Annotated in this window: 18 protein-coding genes; 8 read left to right on the top strand and 10 right to left on the bottom strand. The window is 52.3% G+C overall.

What is annotated here, in order from left to right; all coding sequences use genetic code 11:
- Positions 1 to 52 precede the first annotated feature (52 nt).
- On the top strand, positions 53 to 946 hold the full coding sequence (locus DFR42_RS07960) for a Dyp-type peroxidase (protein ID WP_110254455.1): 894 nt from the start codon (positions 53 to 55) through the stop codon (positions 944 to 946).
- Here the strand turns inward: DFR42_RS07960 and DFR42_RS07965 are convergent.
- The gene (locus tag DFR42_RS07965; protein WP_170133443.1) at positions 932 to 3,901 is read right to left on the bottom strand and encodes a bifunctional diguanylate cyclase/phosphodiesterase; all 2,970 of its coding nucleotides are present in this window, start codon (positions 3,899 to 3,901) and stop codon (positions 932 to 934) included. The two genes, DFR42_RS07960 and DFR42_RS07965, sit on opposite strands and share 15 nt — an antisense overlap.
- Before the next feature lie 424 nt (positions 3,902 to 4,325).
- On the opposite strand from DFR42_RS07965, the gene kdpF reads away from it, so the two are divergent.
- From kdpF to DFR42_RS08000, 7 genes are all read left to right on the top strand, one after another.
- Positions 4,326 to 4,415, top strand: a complete 90-nt coding sequence (gene kdpF, locus DFR42_RS07970) for a K(+)-transporting ATPase subunit F (RefSeq protein ID WP_110254457.1) — start codon at positions 4,326 to 4,328, stop codon at positions 4,413 to 4,415.
- A complete protein-coding gene (kdpA, locus tag DFR42_RS07975) occupies positions 4,415 to 6,223 on the top strand; it encodes a potassium-transporting ATPase subunit KdpA (protein ID WP_110254458.1) in 1,809 nt (602 codons plus the stop codon). The genes kdpF and kdpA overlap by 1 nt, the downstream gene beginning before the upstream one ends.
- An 87-nt stretch (positions 6,224 to 6,310) precedes the next feature.
- Positions 6,311 to 8,479: a potassium-transporting ATPase subunit KdpB gene (kdpB, locus tag DFR42_RS07980; protein ID WP_110254459.1), complete on the top strand. Its 2,169-nt coding sequence runs from the start codon at positions 6,311 to 6,313 to the stop codon at positions 8,477 to 8,479.
- Between the two features lie 27 nt (positions 8,480 to 8,506).
- Positions 8,507 to 9,109: a potassium-transporting ATPase subunit KdpC gene (kdpC, locus tag DFR42_RS07985; protein WP_110254460.1), complete on the top strand. Its 603-nt coding sequence runs from the start codon at positions 8,507 to 8,509 to the stop codon at positions 9,107 to 9,109.
- 18 nt (positions 9,110 to 9,127) lie between these two features.
- Positions 9,128 to 11,854 (top strand): two-component system sensor histidine kinase KdpD, encoded by a 2,727-nt coding sequence (gene kdpD, locus DFR42_RS07990; RefSeq protein ID WP_110254461.1) that lies wholly within the window; start codon positions 9,128 to 9,130, stop codon positions 11,852 to 11,854.
- Between the two features lie 7 nt (positions 11,855 to 11,861).
- On the top strand, positions 11,862 to 12,569 hold the full coding sequence (gene kdpE / locus DFR42_RS07995; RefSeq protein ID WP_110254462.1) for a two-component system response regulator KdpE: 708 nt from the start codon (positions 11,862 to 11,864) through the stop codon (positions 12,567 to 12,569).
- Positions 12,570 to 12,666: 97 nt separating this feature from the next.
- Positions 12,667 to 13,401 carry a TorF family putative porin gene (locus tag DFR42_RS08000; RefSeq protein ID WP_110254463.1) on the top strand — a complete coding sequence of 245 codons (735 nt, stop codon included), beginning with the start codon at positions 12,667 to 12,669 and terminating at the stop codon, positions 13,399 to 13,401.
- A gap of 63 nt (positions 13,402 to 13,464) precedes the next feature.
- Here DFR42_RS08000 and DFR42_RS08005 read toward each other — a convergent pair whose 3' ends face one another.
- The 9 genes from DFR42_RS08005 to DFR42_RS08045 form a co-directional block, all read right to left on the bottom strand.
- Positions 13,465 to 14,046, bottom strand: coding sequence for a hypothetical protein (locus tag DFR42_RS08005; RefSeq protein ID WP_110254464.1), 582 nt, complete (start codon positions 14,044 to 14,046; stop codon positions 13,465 to 13,467).
- Positions 14,043 to 14,513, bottom strand: a complete 471-nt coding sequence (locus DFR42_RS08010; RefSeq protein WP_110254465.1) for a hypothetical protein — start codon at positions 14,511 to 14,513, stop codon at positions 14,043 to 14,045. The genes DFR42_RS08005 and DFR42_RS08010 overlap by 4 nt, the downstream gene beginning before the upstream one ends.
- Positions 14,514 to 14,518: 5 nt before the next feature.
- Positions 14,519 to 15,166, bottom strand: coding sequence for a hypothetical protein (locus DFR42_RS08015; RefSeq protein WP_110254466.1), 648 nt, complete (start codon positions 15,164 to 15,166; stop codon positions 14,519 to 14,521).
- A 17-nt stretch (positions 15,167 to 15,183) separates the two neighbouring features.
- The gene (gene dapA, locus DFR42_RS08020) at positions 15,184 to 16,128 is read right to left on the bottom strand and encodes a 4-hydroxy-tetrahydrodipicolinate synthase (RefSeq protein ID WP_110254467.1); all 945 of its coding nucleotides are present in this window, start codon (positions 16,126 to 16,128) and stop codon (positions 15,184 to 15,186) included.
- A gap of 42 nt (positions 16,129 to 16,170) precedes the next feature.
- A complete protein-coding gene (locus tag DFR42_RS29720; protein WP_245936881.1) occupies positions 16,171 to 16,569 on the bottom strand; it encodes a hypothetical protein in 399 nt (132 codons plus the stop codon).
- Between the two features lie 146 nt (positions 16,570 to 16,715).
- A complete protein-coding gene (locus DFR42_RS08030) occupies positions 16,716 to 20,432 on the bottom strand; it encodes a two-component regulator propeller domain-containing protein (protein ID WP_110254468.1) in 3,717 nt (1,238 codons plus the stop codon).
- A 185-nt stretch (positions 20,433 to 20,617) separates the two neighbouring features.
- Positions 20,618 to 21,682: an ABC transporter ATP-binding protein gene (locus DFR42_RS08035; protein WP_110254469.1), complete on the bottom strand. Its 1,065-nt coding sequence runs from the start codon at positions 21,680 to 21,682 to the stop codon at positions 20,618 to 20,620.
- Positions 21,683 to 21,776: 94 nt separating this feature from the next.
- Positions 21,777 to 23,555 carry an ABC transporter permease gene (locus DFR42_RS08040; protein WP_110254470.1) on the bottom strand — a complete coding sequence of 593 codons (1,779 nt, stop codon included), beginning with the start codon at positions 23,553 to 23,555 and terminating at the stop codon, positions 21,777 to 21,779.
- Positions 23,556 to 23,667: 112 nt separating this feature from the next.
- Positions 23,668 to 24,744: an ABC transporter substrate-binding protein gene (locus DFR42_RS08045; RefSeq protein ID WP_110254975.1), complete on the bottom strand. Its 1,077-nt coding sequence runs from the start codon at positions 24,742 to 24,744 to the stop codon at positions 23,668 to 23,670.
- Between the last annotated feature and the right edge of the window lie 30 nt (positions 24,745 to 24,774).

The following is a 24,774-nucleotide window of genomic DNA, read 5'->3' on the forward strand; positions in this document are numbered from 1 at the left end:
GCTAAAACAAATTTGTCGCTATTCAATCAATTCGAAAAAAGTGGAGCCGTACATGAACTTATTCCAGGAAGGCATATTACAGGCAGCCCCTGCCCATGCCGTTTATCTCAGTCTGAATATCAAGGCAGGTGCAGACGCAGTAACCGTCAAGAGCGTCGTGCGCGCACTGGCAGACAAGACCGATGGCCAGAGTCTGGTCATAGGCTTTGGTGTCAGCCTCTTGCAAGTATTGGGCAGCGAGATCGCAGGCATGAAAGAATTCCATGGCATAGATGGCAGTCGCATGCGCCTGCCAGCGACACCTGCCGCATTGTGGTGCTGGTTGCGCCAGCATGAACGCGGTGACCTGGTTCGTCAATTACATCAACTCCTTGCTTTGCTGGCACCCGCGTTTGAAGTGCAGCAGCAGGTTGATGCCTTCAAATACAAAGAAGGCCGTGACCTCAGCGGTTATGAAGATGGTACAGAAAATCCGCATGACGATGCAGCCATCGCTGCTGCTTTTGTTGCGGGTGACACGCCAGGTCTGGCGGGTTCGAGCTTTGTCGCCATCCAGCAATGGCTGCACAAATTTGATCGTTTTGATGCCATGGCAACAGCAGACCAGGACAATGCCGTGGGCCGTCGACGAGTTGATAATGAAGAGCTGGAAGATGCGCCAGAATCAGCCCACGTCAAGCGTACTGCACAAGAAGATTTCACGCCTGAAGCTTTCATGCTCAGGCGTTCCATGCCCTGGTCTGCACAGGATAAAGCAGGTCTGTATTTTGTCGCCTTTGCCAATTCCTTCTACCCATTTGAAGTGCAGTTGAAACGCATGTCAGGTGCTGAAGATGGTGTCACTGATGCCCTGTTCCAGTTCACGGTGCCGCAGACAGGCAGCTATTTCTGGTGCCCGCCCATGCAGGATGGCAAGCTCGATGTACGGCTATTAAATCTGATCTGATTCCGGCGCTTTTAACAGGGCGTGGAAGCCTTCCAGCGGCAATGGCTTGGAGAAGTAATAACCCTGGAAGGCATAGCAGTTATGGGCAATCAAAAACGCCCGCTGGGCGCTAGTTTCCACGCCTTCGGCAATCACGTTCAAACCAAGGTTAACGCCGAGAGAAATAATGGCGCGCACGATGGTCGCATCATTTTCATCATGACTGAGATCACGCACAAAAGACTGATCTATTTTTAACTGGTTCAGCGGCAGGCGTTGCAAGTACGCCAGCGAAGAATAGCCAGTGCCAAAATCATCCATGGAAAAAGCGATACCCAGTTTTTTCAATTCATGCATTTTCTCTGTCGTAGCATCGACATTGTCGAGCACCGTACTCTCGGTCAGTTCTATTTTCAGGCGGGTCGCATCTATCTTGTGGCGGCGTATGATTTCACTGAGGGTATCGACAAAATCAGGCTGCTGGAATTGCTTGGCGCTGACATTCACAGCCAGGGTCAGGTGACGGGTCTCCTTGCTGCTTTCCCATTGCTTGATCTGGGCGCAGGCAGTTTCCAGCACCCATAAACCTATGGGGATAATCAGGCCGGTTTCTTCTGCCAGCGGGATGAAATCTGCCGGTGAAATAAAACCACGGTCAGGGTGTATCCAGCGCAGCAGGGCTTCAGCACCGATGAGCTTGCCTTCAGAATTAACCTGCACCTGGTAGTAAAGCTGGAATTGATTATTCGCCAGTGCCACGCGTAAATTCGATTCCAGCAACATGCGCACCACAAGTATCGCCTGCATGGCGGGATCAAAAAAGCGCACTGCATTGCGGCCTGCCGTCTTGGCTTCATACATGGCAGTATCAGCACGCTTGAACAAATCCTTGACCGTGATATCGCCACCCTGGAACAGGCAGACACCGATGCTGCTCGATCCATGATGTTCAAAGTCAGTGATCATATAAGGCTGGCTCAGTAGCTGACGTATCTTCTCGGCGATGCGGTCAGCCTGGCGCAGGGCATCTTCTTTTTCTATGCTCAGTTCTTCCAGCACTACGACAAATTCATCGCCACCGAGTCGTGCCACGGTATCACTGTCACGCACGCAGGTTTGCAGGCGGCTGGCGGTTTCTATCAAAAGCAGATCGCCAGCGTCATGGCCGCGGGTATCGTTGAGGGTCTTGAAATTATCAAGGTCAATGAAAAGGATGGCGCTATGATTGTCCTTGCGGTTGCTGACCGAGATCAGGTGTTGCAACCTGTCCATGAGCAAACGGCGATTCGGTAATTGCGTCAGCGGATCATAAAAAGCCAGATTGCGTATCTCGGCTTCATAACCTTTGTGGCGGCTGATGTCATTGAAAGAACCTATGTAATTGCTGACTTCACCACGGTTATCGGTGATGGCCGTCAGTGTCACCATTTGCGGATAAATTTCCCCATTCTTGCGGCGGCTCCATAGTTCACCATGCCAGTAGCGGTGTTCGGCCAGTGAGAGATTGATCTGCTCAAAAAAATCCCTGTCCTGCTGTTTGGTCTTGTGCAAGGGCGGACGCCTGCCTATCAGGTCTTCTGTCGTATAACCAGAAATGCGGGTGAACGCCTGGTTCAGCCTCAGCATGATCCAGTTGGCATCCGTGACGAAAATACCTTCCTGTGATTCAAAGGTGCAGGCAGCAATGCGCAAATCCTGCTCGGCCTGTTTGCGTTCTGTGATGTCGGTAATGAAGCAATGCCATAGCATAGAACCACCAGGTTCAGGCTCAGGCAGGCCATCCAGATACAGCCAGCGCACCGTGCCATCCTTGCGATGCATGCGGAATTCACTTTGCCAGGGTGCCAGATTGCGCATGGCATCGCGTATCAGCTCAGTACCCTTTTCTATATCTCGCGGGTCTATGCGGGCAAACAAATGCAGGGCATCGTTCCTGACTTCTTCATGCGTGACTTCAAACATCTGCACGATGGCATCGCTGGCAAACGGGATGGAGGCGCTATGGTCAGGCCGTATGCGGTATTGCAAGACCAGGCCAGGCAGGCGCGAGGCGACTTTATTGATGCGCTGATAAGCCTCCTGTATCTGTCGCGTGGCGTCTATGCTTTCTGACTGCAGGGCAGTGATGATCAGGGTGATCAGCACCATGGTCGTCATATAGGCCCAGAGTATCAGCAGGTTGGCCTGGCCACCATCATAAAACGGCCCCATGCTGTGGGAAGTAGTCCAGGCCGAGAATAAAGAGGTGATCAGCACCGCGCAGGAGGCACCGGTAATGCCAAAACGCATGGCTGCCCAGATCATGATGCCCACCATGATGAAAGTCAGGTGCAGATGGCTATAAGGAGATGCAAAAATCAGCCAGTTGGCCAGTGCAAACACCAGCAGGAAGCCAAAAATCTCTTTCCTGCGTCTGGATAGACCAGCCAGGGACTTGAATGAAAAAGACAGCAGCAAGGGAGCGGCCAGCAAGGCACCGACAGTATCGCCTGCCCACCAGGTCAGCCAGACTGCCGCCAGATCCGTGTTGAGGCCATGCAACCAGAGCGTTAATGTGCCACCCGTTGCCGAGATGCACATGCCCAGCATGACCGCCATGCCAAAGCCGATGACATCGCGCCGCCTGGAAAAATCTCGTCTGAAACCCTGTTTGCGTAATAACCATTTACTGAGCACAGGCCCCAGGGTATTGCCCACGGCCAGGCTGCCAGCCACCAGTACGCTAAAGCCTGCCGATATTTCCAGCAACCATGCCGCTATAAATATGGCAACTGCAGCCAGCCTGCCATAACGCAGCAAGCCTGTGATGGCGATGCCGGTTGGCAACCAGATCAGGCTGACATTGGGATTGATATAGGGGATGGATAAACCTATGCGGCCAGCACCAAAGTAGGCCAGCATGATCAATAGAAAATGCCCCAGCCTTATTTCCTGGCGAAAATTTCTGGTATGGGCAAATTGCTCAGGCTTGTACATGAATAAAGACTTTAAAAGACTTGAGCAATTATGCGGCAAAGCAAGAATGGCGTTAGTTAACTTTTGATAAGTCAACATTCTTTGTCATTCGTTTAATCATGACAAAAATATATCAAGACAGTCTCCCTTAATCTTAGATCAATATCCGCGCTCTTTCAATTTGCCTTTGAATTGCGAATTTTGCCGAACCCTGCCGAATTTTTACATTTTGAATTTTTACATCTTTAATTTTTACACTTTGTTTACGCCCCCTGTTTAAGTCTTTACGAATTTTTTACACGCTTCTCACTATGCTTCACTGTGTAAAAACGAAGGAGTAAAGCATGGAATATCTGATGGAATTTTTATATCTCGCAGGCATGGGAATGTTCTTCCTGCTGGTCTGGGCCCTGGTGCTGGCCTGCGACACTCTGGGAGCAAAAGCATGAATCCCTTCTACATCCTGGGCACGGTGGTGGCTGCCGCCTTGTTCGTCTATCTGATCGCAGCCTTGTTGAATGCCGAGGAGCTGTGATGACTACGCAAGCAATTGTTTTATTGGTATTGTTCCTGACCGTACTATTGCTCCTGGCTTATCCCCTTGGTGGCTTCATCGCCAGAATAGCGGATGACAAGGCTGCTGTACCCGGCATGGGCTGGTTACGCTGGCTGGAAAAAGGCCTGTATCGCCTCGCCGGTGTGAAAACTGAAGCGGGCATGGGCTGGAAGCAATATGCCATCGCCCTGCTGATCTTTAATACCCTGGGTGCGCTGCTGGTGTATGCCGTGCAGCGCCTGCAAGTCTGGTTGCCTTTGAATCCGCAAAACATGGCCAATGTCAGCATGGATTCATCCCTCAATACCGCCGTCAGCTTTGTCGCCAATACCAACTGGCAAGGCTATGCCGGCGAATCCACCATGAGTTACCTGACCCAGATGCTGGTGCTGGCTGGACAAAACTTCTTTTCCGCAGCGACCGGCATAGCAGTCGTGTTTGCGCTGATACGTGGTTTCAGCCGTCATTCAGCCACATCCATAGGCAATTTCTGGACTGATATCACACGTTCCACTCTGTATCTTCTGTTGCCACTGGCTGTCATTTTTGCGGCCTTCCTCATGGGCCAGGGCGTGATCCAGAATTTCTCTGGCTATAAAGAGGTGCAACTGATCGACCCTGTCACCTACAGCCAGCCCAAGCTCGGACCCGACGCCCAGCCTTTAAAAGATGACAAGGGCGCACCTGTCATGGAAACCCTGACGGCTACTACCCAGACCCTGCCCATGGGCCCGGTTGCCTCACAAGAAGCGATCAAGATGCTGGGCACCAATGGTGGCGGCTTTTTCAATGCCAACTCGGCACATCCTTATGAAAACCCCAGCTACCTGAGCAATTTCATGGAGATGATCGCCATCTTTCTGATCCCTGCTGCACTGTGCTTTGCCTTTGGCCACATGGTTGGTGATATGCGCCAGGGTTGGGCGGTTTTGACGGCAATGACAGTCTTGTTCGTGGCCATGACGCTGACGGTGATGCTGTCTGAGCAGCAGACTCATCCTGTACTGGCCAGCATGAATATCGACCAGGCCACGTCAGCTCTGCAAGCCGGTGGCAATATGGAAGGCAAGGAAACCCGCTTTGGCATAAGTGCCTCCAGCCTGTTTGTCGCTGTGACCACCGCAGCGTCTTGCGGCGCGGTGAATGCCATGCATGATTCCCTCATGCCTATCGGCGGCCTGGTGCCTATCGTGCTCATGCAGTTTGGTGAAGTAGTGTTTGGCGGCGTAGGCAGTGGCCTGTACGGCATGCTGATCTTCGCGATACTGGCCGTTTTTATCGCTGGCCTGATGATAGGCCGCACACCGGAATACCTGGGCAAAAAAATCCAGGCATTTGAAATGAAGATGACTTCCATCGCCATCCTGGTGACACCTGTTCTGGTGCTGGCAGGCACGGCCATCGCAGTCATGTCAGAAGCAGGCAAGGCCGGCATCCTGAATCCTGGTGCCCATGGTTTTTCTGAAGTGCTGTATGCCTTTACTTCAGCCGCCAATAACAATGGCAGCGCCTTTGCCGGCCTGAGTGCGAATACACCCTTTTACAACATCATGCTGGCGATCGCCATGTGGTTTGGCCGCTTTGCCATGATCGTGCCTGTGCTGGCGATAGCCGGTTCACTGGCAGGCAAGAAAAGGCTGGAAGCCAATGCTGGCACCATGCCCACCCATGGCCCCATGTTCATCGCCTTGCTGGTGGGTACGGTGGTGCTTATCAGCGTGCTCAATTATGTGCCTGCCCTGGCACTGGGTCCGGTGGTTGAACATCTGCAACTGATAGCGAAATAACGCACGAAATAATTTGGGGAACCTGAATGAGGCTTTGCCTGATGGAGCACACTCATTCAGACCCACTCGTAGTCTAAGGGGATTAACATGTCTAGTACCAGTGTACAAAAGTCGACAGACAGCAAAGTCAATACAGCCGCCAAACCTGGCGCTGGACAAGCTGGCGACACAACATCCAGCGGCAAGCCACGCTTGTCGCTATTCGACAGCAGTCTGATCATGCCTGCCGTCATCGATTCATTCAAAAAACTCAGCCCACGCACGCAATTACGCAGTCCGGTGATGTTTGTAGTCTATGTAGGCAGCATCATCACCAGCATGTTGTTCGTGCAATCCCTGATGGGTGAAGGGGAAGCCAGCCCTGGCTTTATCCTGGCGATTTCCATCTGGTTATGGTTCACCGTCCTGTTTGCCAATTTTGCCGAAGCACTGGCAGAAGGCCGTAGCAAGGCCCAGGCCGCTTCCCTGCGCGCATTGAAGCAAACCGTGATGGCCAAGAAACTGGCGATACCAAAACATGGCACCACCTGGCTGCCAGCCCAGGCCAATGACTTGCGCAAGGGCGATGTGGTACTGGTCGAAGCCAACGACGTTATCCCTATCGATGGTGAAGTCATAGAAGGTGTGGCGACAGTCGATGAAAGCGCCATCACTGGTGAATCCGCACCCGTGATACGTGAATCTGGCGGTGATTTTTCTGCCGTCACCGGTGGTACCCGCGTCTTGTCAGACTGGCTGGTGATGCGTGTAACATCCAACCCTGGTGAAGCCTTCATCGACCGCATGATCGCCATGGTAGAAGGTGCGAAACGCCAGAAGACACCGAATGAAGTTGCCCTGACCATTTTGCTGGTGGCCCTGACCATCATCTTCCTGGTGGTGACGGTGACCTTGCTGCCATTCTCGCTGTTCAGCGTCGATGCCGCCAAGGCCGCCGGTTTTGCTTCTGCCCCTATCTCCATCACGGTGCTGATTGCCTTGCTGGTTTGCCTGATTCCTACCACCATAGGCGGCTTGCTGTCTGCCATTGGTGTGGCTGGCATGAGCCGCATGATGCAGGCGAATGTCATCGCTACGTCTGGCCGTGCGGTGGAAGCTGCCGGTGACGTTGACGTCTTGATGCTGGATAAAACCGGCACTATCACCCTGGGTAACCGTCAGGCGTCTGATTTTTTCCCTGCGGCTGGTGTGACGCTGCCACAACTGGCTGACTCTGCCCAACTGGCTTCTCTCGCAGATGAAACACCAGAAGGCCGCAGCATCGTCATCTTCGCCAAGCAAAAATACAATTTGCGTGAACGTGAGATGGCCAGCCTGAATGCGACTTTTGTGCAATTCACTGCACAAACCCGCATGAGTGGTGTCGATATCGGCAATCGTCAGATACGCAAGGGCGCTGCAGATTCCGTCAAGAAGTTCGTTGAATCCCTCGGTCGCCCCTTTCCTGCCGAACTCAGTAAAACCGTGGATGATATTTCACGCCGTGGCAGCACGCCATTGGTCGTCGTTGATGATGGCAAGGTCATGGGCGCGATAGAACTCAAAGATATCGTCAAGGGTGGCATCAAGGAAAGATTTGCCGAGTTGCGCCGCATGGGTATCAAGACCATCATGATTACTGGCGACAACCGCCTGACAGCCGCCGCCATCGCAGCCGAGGCCGGTGTTGATGACTTTCTGGCAGAAGCCACGCCAGAAGACAAGCTCAAACTGATACGCAGCCACCAGGCAGAAGGCCGTCTGGTCGCCATGACAGGTGACGGCACCAATGATGCACCGGCACTGGCACAGGCTGACGTGGCAGTCGCCATGGCATCCGGCACGCAGGCAGCAAAAGAGGCTGGCAATATGGTGGACCTGGATTCCAATCCTACCAAGCTGCTGGAAATCGTCGAGATAGGCAAACAGATGCTGATGACACGTGGTTCGCTGACGACGTTTTCGATTGCGAATGATATCGCCAAATATTTTGCGATTATCCCGGCAGCCTTTGTCGCCACTTATCCACAGCTCAAGGCGCTGGACATCATGCACCTGACCAGCCCTTCATCGGCCATCATGTCTGCGGTGATCTTCAATGCCCTGATCATCGTCTTCCTGATCCCGCTGGCTTTGAAAGGTGTCAAATACCGCGCCATCGGTGCATCGCTGCTGTTGCGCCGTAACCTGCTGATCTATGGCCTGGGTGGCATCGTCCTGCCTTTTGTTGGCATCAAGCTCATTGATGTCATCCTGGCCGTTTTGCATCTTGCCTGAATTTATATCGCTCAATAAGGAATCATCATGAGTACTATTACAAACAATGACACTGATAGTTCAATTTTTCGCCCCGCCATCGTCCTGCTCGCCGGGCTGACACTGGTGGTTGGCGTTATCTATCCCTATGCCATGACAGGCCTGGGCAAAGTAATGTTTAACGATCAGGCAGAAGGCAGCCTGGTCGTACAGGATGGCAAGACCGTTGGTTCTTCCCTGATAGGCCAGGCTTTCACGTCGCCGAAATACTTTTGGGGCAGGCCATCTGCGACTGGTCCCATGCCAAATAATGCAGGCGCATCCAGTGGTTCCAACTTTGGCCCCACCAATGTGGCGCAATTTGATGCGATCAAAGGCCGGGTAGAGGCCTTGAAGGCGGCTGACCCTGGCAATACGGCAAAAATCCCAGTCGATCTGGTGACGGCATCGGCCAGTGGGCTAGATCCTGAAATCAGCCTGGCTGCAGCCAATTACCAGCTCGCCCGGGTGGCACGCGAACGCAAGCTGCAAGAGTCGCAAGTCAAGGCTATCATAGACCAGTTGGCGCAACATCCCGCCCTGGGTTTGCTGGGTGAGGCCAGGGTCAATGTGCTGGCTTTGAATCTGGCACTGGACAAGCTCGCCAAGTAGTTTAAGAATAAGATCAATATGGCCACTAATAGCGAACAACGCCCTGACCCTGATGTCTTGCTTGCCCATGTGCAGGAGCAAGAACGCCGGGCCACGCGTGGCAAGCTGCGTATCTATTTCGGTGCATCCGCTGGCGTAGGCAAGACCTACGCCATGCTGACTGCCGCACGCAAGCTGGTGGCCGAGGGCCAGCAGGTATTGGTCGGTGTCATAGAAACCCATGGCCGTGATGAAACCGCAGCCCTGGTCGATGGTCTCGAAGTCTTGCCTCCGAAAGCCATCGCTTACCGCGACAAGACCCTCAGTGAATTTGACATAGACACAGCGCTGGAGCGTCACCCGCCATTGATCTTGATGGATGAACTCGCACATTCCAATGCTGCCGGTTCACGCCACCCCAAGCGCTGGCAAGACGTGGATGAATTACTAAGCGCCGGTATCGATGTGTATACCACCGTCAATGTCCAGCATCTGGAAAGCCTGAATGACGTGGTCGGTGGCATCACCGGCATACGCGTCAATGAAACTCTGCCGGACAAGGTGTTTGATGAAGCTGATGAAGTCGTGCTGGTGGATATCCCGGCTGACGAGTTATTGGCCAGGCTCAAGTCTGGCCGCGTCTATAAGCTGCAACAGGCAGAACGCGCTGCCAAGAATTTTTTCCGCAAAGGTAATCTGATCGCTTTGCGCGAGCTGGCCCTGCGCCGCACCGCCGACAGGGTCGAAGATGATGTACAGGCCTATCGCATAGAAAAGTCCATAGGCACGATCTGGAAGACCGATGCCGCCCTGCTGGCCTGCATAGGCCCGCACGGTGATGCCAACCACCTGGTACGCAGCGCTGCCCGCCTGGCCAGCCAGATGAATGCAGAATGGCATGCCGTGTATGTAGAGACACCGCAGTTGCAAAGGCTGCCATCGGCGCAGCGCGAACGCATATTAAAAACCCTGAAGCTGGCGCAAGACCTGGGTGCAGTGACTGCCGTGCTGACCGGCAAGGATATTGCGCTGGCGATAGTTGATTATGCCCATAGCCACAATTTTTCGCGTGTGGTGCTGGGGCGTCGCAACAGTAAGTGGAATGGTAAGTGGCGACTAGCTTGGCAGCAAGCTAAACTGTTGAACGATATCGCCGACTACGCTCCCGATCTGGATTTGATCGAGGTAGGTGAGGCCAGGATCGCCAGATCGGAAACCGCTCAAGAAAAACAGACACAGGCTGTCAGTATCAATGAGCCTGCCACACCGCGTGTACCAGCACGGCACTGGCGTTATGTTTACGCCGCCCTGGCCAGTGTGGCAGCAGGGTTGGTTGCCGCCCCCTTGTTCGAGGTTTTCAATCTCGTCAATATTGCCATGCTGTTTTTACTGACCGTGGTCCTGGTCGCCGTCAAATTTGGCCGTGGCCCTTCGGTGCTGGCAACGATAGTTGGTATTGCTGTATTTGATTTCTTTTTTGTACAACCGCGCTTTTCTTTTGCCGTCAGTGATTTTCAATACCTGATGACCTTTGCCGTCATGCTGGTGGTCGGCCTGATCACCGGTCACCTGACGGCAGATTTGCGCTATCAGGCCAGGGTCGCCAGCCATAGGGAAAACCGCGCGCGTGCCCTGTATGAATTTGCCCGTGACTTGTCCGGCGTCTTGCAGGCTGAGCAGATTTCAGAAACCACCCAAGTCATCGTGCAGCGTGCCTTCCGCGCCAAGGCTACTTTGCTCTTGCCGGATGATGCAGGGCGTCTGCAGGCACCAGATAATATGCTCGCAGGCCTGGACCTGGGTATCGCGCAATGGGCTTTCGACAAGGTAGAGGCAGCAGGCATAGGCACGGATACCCTGCCCGCCAGTAACTTCTTTTACCTGCCTCTGGTCGCACCCATGCGCACCCGCGGCTTGCTGGCGATACAGCCAGAGAGCAAGCGCTGGATCATGATACCCGAGCAAAGACAGCAACTCGATACCTTTGCCGCCCTGGCAGCAATCGCGCTGGAACGCGTGCACTATATCGAGGTCGCGCAAGATGCCCTGATTCATATGGAATCTGAACGCCTGCGCAATTCACTGCTGGCTGCGCTGTCGCATGATTTGCGCACACCACTGACTTCGCTGGTGGGTATTTCGGAATCACTGGCCATGTCCAAACCCGCACTGGCGGATGCACAACTGCACATGGCGCAAGCCCTGCGTGACGAGACCCTGCGCCTGTCTGCCCTGGTGACTAATTTGCTCGACATGGCGAGGATAGAAAGTGGCGAAGTCAAACTGAATTTGCAGTGGCTGACATTTGAAGAAGTAGTCGGCACTTCCCTGCGCATCTGCAGTGCGCAACTGCAAACACATCAAGTGGAAACCAGGCTGGAAGCTGCTTTACCACTGATTAATTTTGATGCTGTGCTGATAGAACGGGTACTGTGTAACCTGCTGGAAAATGCCTGCAAATATACCCCGGCAAATTCCCTCATCACCATTTCTGCCGAGCTCAATGGCAGCATGCTGGAAGCCAAGGTCTATGACAATGGGCCGGGTCTACCAGCCGGGCGTGAAGAAGCCATATTTGAAAAATTTACCCGTGGTGAACGTGAATCTGCCCTGCCCGGCGTTGGCCTGGGGCTGGCAATTTGCCGTGCCATTATCACGGCCCACAAGGGCAGCATGCATGCAGCGCAATCGCCGAATGGTGGAGCCTGTTTCATCTTTACCCTGCCTTTAGGCACGCCACCGGCGATGCCTGATCTTGAAGAATAAGCACACGATGACTACTGCTACTCAAACAACGCCAGTCGCCTTGCTGGTCGAAGATGAACCACAGATACGCCGCTTCGTGCGCAATGCGCTCGAAGAAGAACAATGGCAAGTCCATGAATCAGTCAACTTGCAACGTGGTCTCGTCGATGCTGGTACACGCCAGCCTGACCTCATCATCCTTGACCTGGGTCTGCCAGATGGCGACGGCATCGACTTCATCCTCGATGTACGCAAATGGTCTAATGTTCCCATCATCGTCTTGTCTGCCCGCGTCAGTGAACAGGACAAGATCAAGGCGCTCGATGCCGGCGCTGATGATTACCTCAGCAAGCCTTTTGGCGTGGGTGAACTACTGGCACGCGTACGTGCGACGTTCCGGCGTCAGCGCCAGCCTGGTGTCAATGTCGACGGCATAGTCCAGTTTGGCGATGTCAAGGTCGATATGAAAGCCCGCCTCGTCACCAAGGCCGGGGCGATGGTGAAACTGACACCGACAGAGTTCCGGCTGCTGATGGTGCTGGTCACCAATGTAGGCAGGGTCGTCACCAACCCGCAATTACTGCGTGAAGTCTGGGGCCCCAGCCATTCTGAAAGCGGTCATTACCTGCGCATCTACATGGGGCATTTGCGACAGAAACTCGAAGATGACCCGGCGCAGCCGCGCTATTTGTTGACAGAGACAGCGATAGGCTACCGCCTCCTGCTCCCAACTTAAAACCACATTGCCTATTTGAATAACCGGCAGCAGCCTTTGCTCGCCGGTGGGACTTTTGCATCCTTAAATTTTGCAAATACTTTTTGAGCGGACTCAAATGAAAAAACTCATCATGGCAGCAGCCATCAGCACCGTCTTTTTTGCCGGATATGCCAGCGCAGAAGATGCCAAACCTGAGCATGAAATCAGCTTCAATGCAGCAGTGACTTCTGATTACCGTTATCGCGGCATTTCGCAAACACGCCTGCAAGCTGCATTGCAGGGCGGTGCTGACTATACCCATAATCCCAGCGGCTTTTATGCCGGCACATGGGCATCCACCATCAAATGGACCAAGGATGCTGGCGGTGGTGGCGATGTGGAAATTGATCTGTACGCAGGCAAGCGCGGTGAGCTCAGCAAGGACATCAGCTATGACGTCGGTGTACTCAGCTATGTCTATCCATCCAATGGCCTGGCGGTGAGTGCGAATACCACAGAGATTTATGGTCAGCTTTCCTACGGCCCGGCTTATGCCAAATATTCACACTCTGTCACCAACCTGTTCGGTTTTGCCGATAGTAAAAACAGTGGCTATCTGGACCTGGGTGCGAATGTGGAAATGGCCACCGGCCTGACACTGAACCTGCATGCCGGTCACCAGCAAGTGAAGAATAATGGTGCTTACAGTTATACAGACTGGAAGCTGGGTTTGACAAAAGACTTTGGTATCGTTACAGGTGCTGTGGCCGTCATCGGCACCAATGCGGGTGAAGTGGCTTATGCATCGCCAGCCAACGGCAAGTTCCTCGGCAAGACAGCACTGGTAGTAATGGTTAGCAAAACCTTCTGAGTCAGAACATGGTGAGCCAGATGCAATTCTGGCTCATGCTAGGCAGGGGAAATTACAGGGCAATCATGGTAAATAGATTGCCCTGTAAAGCTGAGTCAGCGACATATCATGCGCCTGATCGAGGTAAATGAATTTGATATGGCAAAGCTGTCGGGATAAGTCACTGATAAATTTCTGGCTTTGCATGCAAGCGATTTTATCTATCGTGATCAGCACTGGTAAACCCTTATTTTTATTGCGCGCCAGCCTGATGCATTTATAGAGTTTGGCCTGTTTTTCTTTATTCCATTTATCCAGTTCTGTATGGCATACCAACAGCTCACAGCAGGATAAAGCGGTGGCAGCATCTGCATAAAATGGCTTGGAAATATCCATCACTATATCGTGGAAATTTGCATTTCCAGGCGTCAGCTCTTTAGCTATGGCACAGCAAGAAAGTGCAGTAGAACTGGCTGCCGTTTTTATCTCCTGGCGTGACCATGCAATATTCTCAGCTTCTTTGCGGTATTGGTTAGCCTGTTTTCTTGCGCTATTTTGTTTAAGCAGCAAGACGTTCCTGCCTGCATGTGCCCGGCGTTCAGCCAACCTGGTGGCTGTGCTCAACTTTGCTGATGCAAAGTCTGCAGTCACTATCGCCACTATCATGGTTGGTGCAATCCTGAAGAAAACTGCGCATGCAAGCCAGCTAGCAATTCCTGTGTTGCCAGCATGATTATTATCAAGGCCAACAATTTTTGCAAGCTGATGAGTAGCAGTGCATAGTTCTTTTGACGAGGCCACTGTACACCCGGGCGGGCGATTGCTAGCTGTATGAAGCTTGTGGAGACTAGCACCAACATAACTTCTATTAAGCAGCTATCGGTGTTCGTTTGATATGCCGTGAGTGAAGACAGGGATGCAGCTGCCAGCAAGCAAAGCGAGATGCTAAAACCTTGCTCAGTTTCTTTATTTTTCTGCTTGATCCCCATGAATATGCAAATAGCAGTTGCCAGTAATATCAGTCCAGAAATTATCTGCAAGCGCAAGTCTTGTATCTGTAAACAGGCAAGCACAGCAAAGCCAGACAAAGTCATACTGCTATATGCAGCAAGTGCAATAAACAGGCGTTTCATTGCATTCAGTGGCTGGCAAAAACCTTGCTGGACAAAGCCTGCATGGCCTTGATTGTCATGGGATGGGCAGCAGGGTATTCGCAGACAGACAAGCCATGCTGATAGGCCTGATGAAAACTGCCGCCGCAGAATAAGGGATAGGGAAATAATTCTGCAGCGTCCAGCTTGCTGACAAAATCTTTTACCCTGATCACTTTATCAGCGGCAGCCTGTACATCACTGCAACTCATGACGACCAGAGTGCGCATGCGCGGGTTTTCTGCTTGTGCAAGCTGTATGCGCTTGCTCAGTTCCTGCTCTTGCAATTGCGCCAGTTGATCAAGGTCGATGACGAGTATGGTGACATGGGCAGCCTGCAAGGCGCTGCGGCTGCCCATGCAGTCGCGTGCTTCTGCATCAATGACAATATCCTGATAATGAAAACCCAGGTTTTCCAGTTCAGCCTGCATGCCCTTGCCGCTGACTCTGCGCACGGTCACGGGTGTGCAGTCAGCCTTGCAGCGACGGGCACGGCTCCAGTCCAGAGATGAGTGACGGGCGTCATTATCGAGCAAGATAAGTTTGCTGCCAGACAGTGTACGCAAGGTAGCGAGATTGTCGGCCACGATGGATTTGGCGCAGTCTCCCGCGCCATGTGCAATGGTGATGATCATAGATAATTTCTTTGTGCTTAGCGCACCATGCGCAGGTTACGGACATTGTTGATAACTGGACCAGGCAAGCTCCTGGCTTTGACAGGTAGAGGCAAATCAGAGAGTCTCTGCAGCTCATGTGCAAGTTTGATTTTCCCGGCAAGCGACATGGCTGTCATGGGCAGGCGCAGTTCTTCCTGTATCAGACCCTGCATCGCCAGTGCGGCTTTGACGGGGGCTGGATTGGATTCTGAAAACAACAGACGTATGAGATTCTGCATTTTCGCAAACAGAGCCTGTGCTTCAGGAAAATAATCAGCGCGCATGAGTTCATACAATTGCACGAACAAATCAGGCCGCACATGCGCCGCCGCAGAAATAGCACCCTGGCCACCCATGCTCAAGGTATCCATCAACATGGCATCGTCTCCGCATAAAACTTTCAGATGACTGCAATTCACCAGCCCCATCATTTGCGTCAGATTGCCACTGCTCTCCTTGATGGCGACAATATTCTTTTGCTTTTCCAGCGCGATAATGGTGCTCAGGTCTATGTTCACCCCCGTCCTGGCGGGCACGTTATACAGGACGACATCTTTCTCAGTCGCCCTGGCGATAGTCTCAAGATGCAGGCGCACACCTTCTTGTGAAGGACGTAGATAAGATGGCGCGCTGACCAGAAATCCTTGCAGGTGCTGGTCATCATAAGCGTGTACTTTTTCTGCCAGCGAATGTGTATCGCTACCGCTGATACCCATCAGTACAGGACAAGAATTTTTCGTCACTTCCAGCACGGCAGTCAATAGCTGTTTCTGCTCATGCTCATTCAATGTTGCGGCCTCGCCGGTAGTGCCACAGACCACCAGGCCATGTATGCCTGCTGCCATCAATTGTGTGGCCAGTTGCTGTACTTTATCCAGCTCAGGTCTGCCATTTTTAAATGGCGTGACGAGTGGAACCCAGATGCCTTCGTAGATAGACATAGTGATCTCTTTAAAGATTTGATTTGTCGACGTGTCTTAAAATCAGGTCGCGATCAGCGGTGTGATTTTCCCGAATTCGGCCTGCGGCAAGGCGCGCATGATATGACTGATGATGGTGTCGACTGAGGACTTGCTAAGGCATAACCACACCTTCATTTTGCTGGCATGGTCTACTGGTTTAACGCGCATGAACAAGACCAGGTCACCACAGGTTTTGAGTATCAGATGGCGCAGTTCAGTGATGCTGGCGGAGTCGACCGTGATACGCATGACGAAATCATTTTGGACCAATTTCGCTGATGTTTTATAGGTGACTACAGGCTGATGCTGGGCATAAGCGCTTTGGCGTTCGCGATGTTTTTCAAATAAGAACTTCTCGCGCTTGCAGGATGCCAGGACATCTGAATAGTTTTCAGATGTGTGGCCGGAATGATGATTCATCGTAATCTCGTGTTGTTTGACACAAAACAAGATTAGCAGTCACAGCGTAAATATTCTCTAAAAAACAGGGGTGAAAATCGTAAACATCATGTAAATGTTTTTGTTTCAAATGCCCTGGTACAGAAAACCATCTTCACTCCTTGGCTTCATTCCTTGGCTTCATTAAGCAATTGTGCCAGAGATGCATGCAAAAGCTCTGCCTGCACGGGTTTGTGCATGAGGATAAGTTCGGCTTTTTTTGCATCGTCCGACAATTGCGCCGAAATATCGCCAGTAATCAGGATGGCGGGAATCTGATGATTGAATTCTTCGCGCAGCTTGTTGATCACGTCTATGCCATTTTCATTGAGTTTCAGGCTGTAGTCACAGACCAGTAAATCAGGAATTCTGATTTCTTCACTGCACAGGTCCAATGCCTGCATGCCCGAGGTGGCCGTGATGACACGCGCATCCCATTGTTCCAGCAAGGCACGCATGGCGACCAGTATGCGTTCATCGTCATCGATGACGACGATCAGGGCTTGTAATAAAGAAGCAGTCGCACCGGCTTTGCTGCGGCTTTGCCTGTCTCTCATCTCCTCACTCAGGATGAGTGGCAGGCTGATTGCAAAAGTGGAACCTTTGCCTGGCTGGGAGCGCAATTGTATGGGGATGTGCATGAGCCTTACCAGTCTCTGCACTATTGCCAGCCCCAGGCCCATTCCCTTGGTGCTGCGTTGTGATTCGACCTGGAAGAATTCTTCAAAAATGGTTTCCTGGTCATGCAGGGAAATGCCTATGCCAGTATCTTCTACTGAAACTTGCAGTAGCTGCCCGGATTCCGTGCAGTTGACGATCACCTGGCCCGCAGGCGTGTAGCGGATAGCATTGGCAATCAGGTTGCGCAAGATTTGCTCTATCAGTGCAGGGTCACTATTGACCACCGCCATACTATGCAATATCTGGAAATGCAGGCCTTTCACCAGGGCCTGCGGTGCGAACTCTACTTCCAGCCGTCCCAGCACTTCTGCAATCGCAAATTCCTGTAATTGTGGTTCTACGATCTGTGCATCCAGGCGTGACAAATCCAGCAGATTGGCAAACATGTCATCCATGGTGCGGGCGCAATGCCGGAGATTATTGACGACGGGGCGCACATCGGCAGGCAGTTCAAAATTATTCAGGGCACCAAGATACAGATTCAGGGCATGCATGGGTTGGCGCAAATCATGGCTGGCAACAGCCAGGAAACGCGTCAATTCACTTTGCTGCAACTCTTGCCGCTTGTTTACCCTGAGCAGGGCTTGATTGGTTTTTTCCAGTTCTTCTTTTTGTGCGCTGACTTCCATGGTCCTGCTGTTGACTTCGGCTTCCAGAGCATCCTTTTGCTGTACCAGTGCACAGACTCGCCAGAGGTAGGTAAACCACATGGCAGCCAGCAAACCTGCCGCCAGCATCAGCCTGAACCAGATGGTATGCCAGAAGGGCGGCAAGATAGTAATTTTCAGGCTTCTGCCGGTTTCATTCCATATACCATCCTTGTTGGCTGCCTTGACCCTGAAGGTGTAAACACCGGGATCGAGATTGGTATAAGTGGCATAACGCTTGCTGGCATCTGTGTAGACCCAGTCCTGATCAAATCCCTGTAATTGATAAGCGTATTGATTGCGCTGGGGGTCGGCATAATGTAACGCAGAAAATTCCAGGGAAAAAATCGTATGTGCATGCTTTAAAGTGATTTCATGTGCATCCTGAATTTGCCCTTGCATGGAAAACCCCTGTGGTAGTTTTCCTGTCGTTACAGATTGATTAAAAATTTTCAGGTCGGTGAGCAAGACCTGCGGTGCTGCAAGGTTGTCACGGATTTCCTCAGGCTTGAAACTGATCAGCCCGGACGGGCTGCCAAAATACATCTTGCCAGCTTTATCCATGCGGCAGGAGTTCAGATAATAGGATTCTGCGAGGCCATCATCATAGGTGTAATGCCTTGATTCGCCGGTTGCCGGATCAAGACGCATCAGTTCACTTTCCAGACTCATCCACAAGCGTCCCTTGCTGTCTTCCAGCAGGCAATTGACAGGCTGATTGATGGGGAAATTCTGGAATTGTGCCTGTTGGTCTTTCCAGCCTGTCAGTTTGCTCAGGCCAGTTTCCGTACCCACCCATAACTGTTTTTTGCTGTCCTTGAAAACATGCAGTACATTGTCATGTAGCAGGCTGTGCGCATTATTTGCATCGCGCTGGATATGCCTGAACTTGCCAGACTGTAGTTCAAATATGTCCAGGCCATTCTGAGTCGCTACCCAAAATACGCCAGCTTCATCCATCAACAGGGCATTGACGATATCATGCGCGATACTGTCAGTTTTATTGGTCTGGTGTTTGTAGACGCTCAGTTCATCCTTGCGGGTATCCAGCTTGAGCAAACCATTGATACTGGCGAGCCACAAATTACCCTCCTTGTCGGCATGCATATCATTGATGTTGAATTTCGTCGATGGTTCACCCGGTTTGGATGTTCGCAATACCAGTTCATCAGACTTTTCATCCAGCCTTGCCAGGCCAGCCCGGGTTGATGCCCAGGTCTGGCCATTGGCCGTTACACGCACACCGTTGACGATATCAAGATCATTGATGCGGTTGTCTCCGTCCGGAGTCTGGCGTATGGTTTTCAATACCTTGCCGGATACCGGGTCCAGCAGTTTCAGGCCTTTTCCTATCGTGCTTATCCACCATAGCTGCTCGTTATATTCGGTCATGGATGCCACCTTGCTGTCTTTCAGCGTATCGGCATTCATAGGCAAATAAGAGAAATTGGTAAAGCCTCCACTGGCGAGGTCAACTCGGTTAACGCCTCCTGACCAGGTGCCAACCCAGAGTGAGCCAGTCTTGTCCTGATGCAGCGCCTCTACCTGGTTATCGGACAAGCTTTCAGTGATGCCGGGCTGGTTCTGGTAACTGGTGAATTTCTGGCTGCCTGCATCCCAGCGTAGCAAGCCTTTGTCAGCCATGCCTACCCAGATGTTGTGTTCACGGTCTTCCATGATCCTGTAGGCAACGCCAGGTATCCAGCCTTCGCTCATGCCAAATGTGCGGCGGCTTATCTGAGCCTGGCCCAACTGCCAGGTTTCCAGGCCATTATTGCTTCCTATCCACAGGTTTTGCGCATGGTCGATCAGCAATCCCCTTATGGCCTTTTGTGTTCCATCCTTGTTCTGCGTAGCTTCAGCCTGATAATGCTTGAATTGATCACTGCCATATTTCTTGAAGTCCAGACCGGATACCGTGCCTATCCAGAGATTTTTTTGTGCATCCAGTGCCAGGGAAGTCAGCTTGTCATCTATCAGGGAGTCGGGCCTGGCATCATCATGCTGGAAGAGCGTGAATTTTTCTGTACCAGGGTTGAAATGCTTGAGCCCTTTGCGGCTGGCTATCCACAGTCCGTTATCGCCATCGCCGATGATCATGCGTACAGGGTTATTTGTGCGATTGTCTGCGTCGCTTGAATAATAGCGTTTGAAATTATTGGTCCGCCTGTCATACAGATGCAGGCCGCCGCGGCTGCTGCCTGCCCACAGTCGCCCGGATTTATCTATGTAGAGGCTGCGTATCCAGTTGTCATCCAGGCTGGCAGTATTTTCCGGCTGGTTCTTGTAGATGGTGAATTTGTAGCCGTCAAAGCGGGACAATCCCTGTTGTCCGGCCAGCCAGATATATCCTTGTGCGTCTTGCACGATATCGGTAATTGGCCCGGCCTGTATGCCTTGTTTTCTCTTGATATGTTCAAATTGCAGGCTGCGCATGGGCGTGCTTGCACTGGCAATGTGCCAGTTTGATAGCAGCAGGGCAAAGATTATCAGCAGGCAGGCGCGGAAAATATGCATCTTTGAGACATGGATTTGGTGTAGGAAGGCATGATGACCGCATATCCAGGTCGCGGCAATAGCAGTGATACCTAAGTATGTCTCAGGATGCCGGATTTTTCATTAAAGTAACAAAAAGCCCACAAAGTTTTGCACTATGTGGGCTTGTTGGCAGCCTGGCATGGCCAGGTTGTAGTGGTTGCGCCTCAGTACAGCCAGAGCTTGTCGGCATCCAGTTGCAGATAATAATCGCCAGGGGTGAGCTTGAATGGCGAGTATGCCCGCAAGCCGCCTTCTGCGGGGCCAAACAGACATTCCCAGCGGTCACCCAGATACATGCAGGTAGTCAGTGGCAGCTTGATGGCATTCTCGGTATGGCTGTCGGTGATTCTGACTTTTTCCAGGCGGATGATGGCAGTGACTTCCTCCGCCACATCTTTGCCGCGCACCGTGGCTTTCAATTGCTCGCCATTGACGCTGATGGTGGCGGTGTCGCCATTACGCTGCACGATCTTGCCTTTCAGCTTGTTATTACTGCCCATAAATTCAGCGGTAAACAAAGTGTTGGGGGTTTCATACATACTTTGTGGCGTACCTTGCTGCTCTATAACGCCGTTGTTCAATAACAGGATGCGGTCAGAGATCGCCATCGCCTCACCCTGGTCATGCGTGACCATCAGCGCCGACAGATTCAGCCTGACGATCAGTTCACGCAGAAAAGCACGTGCTTCTTCACGCAGCTTGGCATCGAGGTTGGACAGCGGTTCATCCAGCAGGATAACCGGTGGGTTGTATACCAGCGCGCGGGCAATCGCCACACGTTGTTGCTGGCCGCCCGACAATTGATGCGGGAAACGTTCGCCCAGATGACCCAGGCCAAGCTGGCCCAATACATCCTTGACCTTGTCACTGATCTCGCTATTGCCCAGTTTGCGCAGTTTCAAACCATAGGCGACATTGTCAAATACAGTTTTATGTGGCCACAAGGCGTAGGACTGGAATACCAGGCCCAGGTTGCGTTGTTCGGCCGGTATTTCCAGCCCTTTGCTGCCATCAAAAATGGCGCGTTCACCCAGGGTGATGGTGCCTGTCTTGGGCGACTCCAGTCCGGCGACTGCGCGCAACAAGGTAGTCTTGCCGCTGCCGGAAGGGCCGAGCAGGGCGACGACTTCGCCACGCTGCAAGTTCATCGACACGCCTTTGAGAATGGGGTTGGCAGTCGCTCCGGAACCATATTCCAGGGTCAGATCTTTTACGCTTAATTCAGACATAGTGTGCTCTCGTATAATTTTTTAAGGCTATGTAATGTTTTGTTCTTGCTGCGCTATCAGTGGCTGGCTAAGTGGCTGGCTCAATGTCTCAGCTTCAATGACTCAGCTTCACGCCAAAACGCAGGGCCAGACCCAGACCTATGGCTACCAGAGTGATATTGATGAAGGACAGTGCTGCCACCAGATCAACAGAACCACCCGCCCACAGTGAAACGATCAAGGCACCAATGACTTCAGTGCCTGGCGACAGCAAGTACACGCCAGTTGAATATTCACGCTCAAAAATCAGGAAGACCATGAGCCAGGCACCCAGCAAACCAAACTTGACCAGAGGCAGGGTCACATCACGCGTGACCTGGCCACGGCTGGCACCAACGGCGCGGGCCGCTTCTTCCAGCTCAGGGCCAACCTGCAGCAGGGCTGTGGAAATCAGGCGCAAGCCATAAGCCATCCACACCACGGAATAAGCAATCCATACCGAAAAGATGGTGGAACGCAAGGCGCGTAATTGCGGGATGACGTTTTCTATCAACCAGACACAGAAGGCATTATCAAAACCCTTAAGACCCCCTTCGAGCCAGCTGGGCACGAACAGGAAGACCCAGAGGAAAGACAGGCCAGCCAGCAGACCGGGGACTGCACGTGGCACCAGTACGCTATAGTCGAGCAGGCGGGTAATGCCATCCGGTTTGCGGTGCATGGCCAGGGCAATGCCAGCATAGCAAATCACTGCCAGCGCACCGCCGATGATACCTATCAGCACAGTATTGAAAATGCCGCGCATCAGCGAAGGTTGTTCGAGGATATCCTTGAAATGCTGCAGGGTGATCACATCGGCCAGCTTGACACCTTCACCCCAGTAGGAGACGAAGGCGCGCAGCACTATGCCAGACAGTGGCAGTACGATAGTAAAGATCAGCCAGGCGGCCAGTACGCCAAAAGCCAGCCATTTCCACTTGCCCAGTGGCAGCGGTTTCTGGCGTGAGCCCTTGCCCTTGATAGACACATATTTATTCGCTGATTTCAACAGCCAGCGTTGTACCATGACCAGTGGCATGGTCACTGCCACCAGACAGACTGCTGCAGCCGCCATCAGATGATAAGACGGTGTACCCAGTTTATTGGTGAGCTTGTACAGATAAGTCGCCAGCACCAGATGGCCTTCCGGATCACCCAGCACCAGTACCAGACCGAAGACTTCAAAACCCAGGAAGAACACCAGCACCGCAGCAAAAGCCAGCGCTGGCATGATCATGGGCAGTGACACATGCATGGCGACCTGGAAAGGTGACGCACCGGCGACACGTGCTGCTTCTTCCACGTCAGAACCCAGACTCTTCAGGGCTGCAGATGAATACAGGTAGACATGCGGCACATGGGTCAGACCAGCGATCAGGACGATACTGAAGAAGGAGTAGATATTCCATGGCTCCACCCCGGTCATCTGCTTGACCCACAGGGTATAAAAACCAACTGGCCCCATGGATACCACATAACCAAAACCCATCACCATGGGCGAAACAAAGATAGGCACCAGCAACATCGGTTCTATCCAGCTGCGCCCTGGCAAATCGGTACGTATCATCAGGAAAGCCAGCAAGCCACCCAGTGGCACGGCAATCCCGGCCAGACCTGAGGCGAGGATAAGACCATTCCAGAAAGCCTGGCGAAAATCAGGGTCGTCGAAAATGAAGCGATAAGAATCCAGGCCCAGCTCTTTTACCGGTGAAAAGAAAGGGGCATTCAAAAAACTCTGGAATAAAATCAGTGACAGCGGCGTAAATATCGCCAGCAGCGTCAGCGTCACAACCAGGCCACGCGGCCAGTTGAATTGTGACCACCGGCTGCGTGGGGGTAGACTCAGGGTGCTCATGCTAGGCCCATTAAGAATGTGGTTGCGTTTATGTTAGCGGCCGAGAAATGGCCGTGGGATGCGATTCGCAATGCCAGTGGTGCTGAACCGGCATTGCGACAGCTTTACAGGCTTATTTTTTGCCCGCAGTTTCTTTCCACTGTTTCAGGAAAGCGAGGCGTTTATTTTGATCAAGGTATTGCAACAACATAGGGTTGACTGGCAAAGGCTTGAGGCCCACACCAATCAGTTTTGCCAGGTCAGAATACGTGGTTTCACCCTTGACGTCAGCGCGTATAGCATACAGCTTGGCTTCATTGGCGATCATGGTCTGGCCGCGCTTGGAGAGTGTGTAATCCAGCCACAGTTTGGCTGCGTTCGGGTGCTTGGCGGCTTTGCTGATGAACATCACGCGTGACAAGACCAGGGTGTAATCCTTGGGGATTTGCACACCTATCGATGGGTCTTTGGCAGCGCGTACCAGAGCATAGGAACCAAGGATGTTATAACCCAGCAGGTTTTCACCGGAAGACAGACGTTCCAGCATGGTGCCGGTAGATGACTGCACGCGCACGCTGGCATTGCCGAAGGCTTTGGCCAGTTCCCAGAATTCTTTGTTTTCACGACTGTCCTGGGTAATGAACATGAAACCTACGCCAGATTTTTCAATGTCGTAAGTCGTCACCTTGTTTTTGAATTTATCCAGCTTGCTGTTGATGAGCTTGGCAAATTCTGCATGGGTTTTGGGTACTTCATCGGCACTGACGAGACGCTTGTTATAAACGAAAACTGCCGGTTCAAAAGTCGTACCGTAAGCAGAATTATTCCAGATGGCCCATTGCGGTATGCCGCTGATTTCTGGCGATGCATATTGCATGCCATAGCCATCAGAGACCAGTTTGGTTTGCAAGTCCATGGCAGAAGACCACATCAGGTCGGCGCTATTGCCACCAGCAGCCATTTCCGAGATATAGCGGTTATATACTTCGGTGGAATTCATGTCATTGTATTCGACCTGCACATCCGGATACATGCTGCGAAAATCCTTTATCAGCGACTCCACTGCCTTGGTATCCGTCGCGCTGTAGATGACCAGCTTGCCTTCTTTTTTTGCGCCATCGACGATCTTGCTGTAATCAGCCGGATAACCCGCTGGTGCCTGCGCCTGTGCATTGAGCATCATGATGCTGCCGACAGCGAGTGCGGCCATGCTCTTGATGAAGTAATTTTTTGTTTGCAT

Source organism: Undibacterium pigrum, assembly GCF_003201815.1.
GTDB lineage: Bacteria > Pseudomonadota > Gammaproteobacteria > Burkholderiales > Burkholderiaceae_D > Undibacterium > Undibacterium pigrum.

What these genes read in the sequence shown, in the direction of transcription:
- DFR42_RS08015 (WP_110254466.1), bottom strand. Translation starts at nt 15,166, where the DNA reads ATGATCATCACCATTGCACATGGCGCGGGAGACTGCGCCAAATCCATC.
- DFR42_RS07965 (WP_170133443.1), bottom strand. Translation starts at nt 3,901, where the DNA reads ATGTACAAGCCTGAGCAATTTGCCCATACCAGAAATTTTCGCCAGGAA.
- kdpA (WP_110254458.1), top strand. Translation starts at nt 4,415, where the DNA reads ATGACTACGCAAGCAATTGTTTTATTGGTATTGTTCCTGACCGTACTA.
- kdpF (WP_110254457.1), top strand. Translation starts at nt 4,326, where the DNA reads ATGAATCCCTTCTACATCCTGGGCACGGTGGTGGCTGCCGCCTTGTTC.
- kdpB (WP_110254459.1), top strand. Translation starts at nt 6,311, where the DNA reads ATGTCTAGTACCAGTGTACAAAAGTCGACAGACAGCAAAGTCAATACA.
- DFR42_RS08005 (WP_110254464.1), bottom strand. Translation starts at nt 14,046, where the DNA reads ATGATAGTGGCGATAGTGACTGCAGACTTTGCATCAGCAAAGTTGAGC.
- DFR42_RS08030 (WP_110254468.1), bottom strand. Translation starts at nt 20,432, where the DNA reads ATGCATATTTTCCGCGCCTGCCTGCTGATAATCTTTGCCCTGCTGCTA.
- DFR42_RS08000 (WP_110254463.1), top strand. Translation starts at nt 12,667, where the DNA reads ATGAAAAAACTCATCATGGCAGCAGCCATCAGCACCGTCTTTTTTGCC.
- DFR42_RS08010 (WP_110254465.1), bottom strand. Translation starts at nt 14,513, where the DNA reads ATGAAACGCCTGTTTATTGCACTTGCTGCATATAGCAGTATGACTTTG.
- kdpD (WP_110254461.1), top strand. Translation starts at nt 9,128, where the DNA reads ATGGCCACTAATAGCGAACAACGCCCTGACCCTGATGTCTTGCTTGCC.
- kdpC (WP_110254460.1), top strand. Translation starts at nt 8,507, where the DNA reads ATGAGTACTATTACAAACAATGACACTGATAGTTCAATTTTTCGCCCC.
- DFR42_RS07960 (WP_110254455.1), top strand. Translation starts at nt 53, where the DNA reads ATGAACTTATTCCAGGAAGGCATATTACAGGCAGCCCCTGCCCATGCC.
- DFR42_RS08040 (WP_110254470.1), bottom strand. Translation starts at nt 23,555, where the DNA reads ATGAGCACCCTGAGTCTACCCCCACGCAGCCGGTGGTCACAATTCAAC.
- dapA (WP_110254467.1), bottom strand. Translation starts at nt 16,128, where the DNA reads ATGTCTATCTACGAAGGCATCTGGGTTCCACTCGTCACGCCATTTAAA.
- kdpE (WP_110254462.1), top strand. Translation starts at nt 11,862, where the DNA reads ATGACTACTGCTACTCAAACAACGCCAGTCGCCTTGCTGGTCGAAGAT.
- DFR42_RS08035 (WP_110254469.1), bottom strand. Translation starts at nt 21,682, where the DNA reads ATGTCTGAATTAAGCGTAAAAGATCTGACCCTGGAATATGGTTCCGGA.
- DFR42_RS08045 (WP_110254975.1), bottom strand. Translation starts at nt 24,744, where the DNA reads ATGGCCGCACTCGCTGTCGGCAGCATCATGATGCTCAATGCACAGGCG.
- DFR42_RS29720 (WP_245936881.1), bottom strand. Translation starts at nt 16,569, where the DNA reads ATGAATCATCATTCCGGCCACACATCTGAAAACTATTCAGATGTCCTG.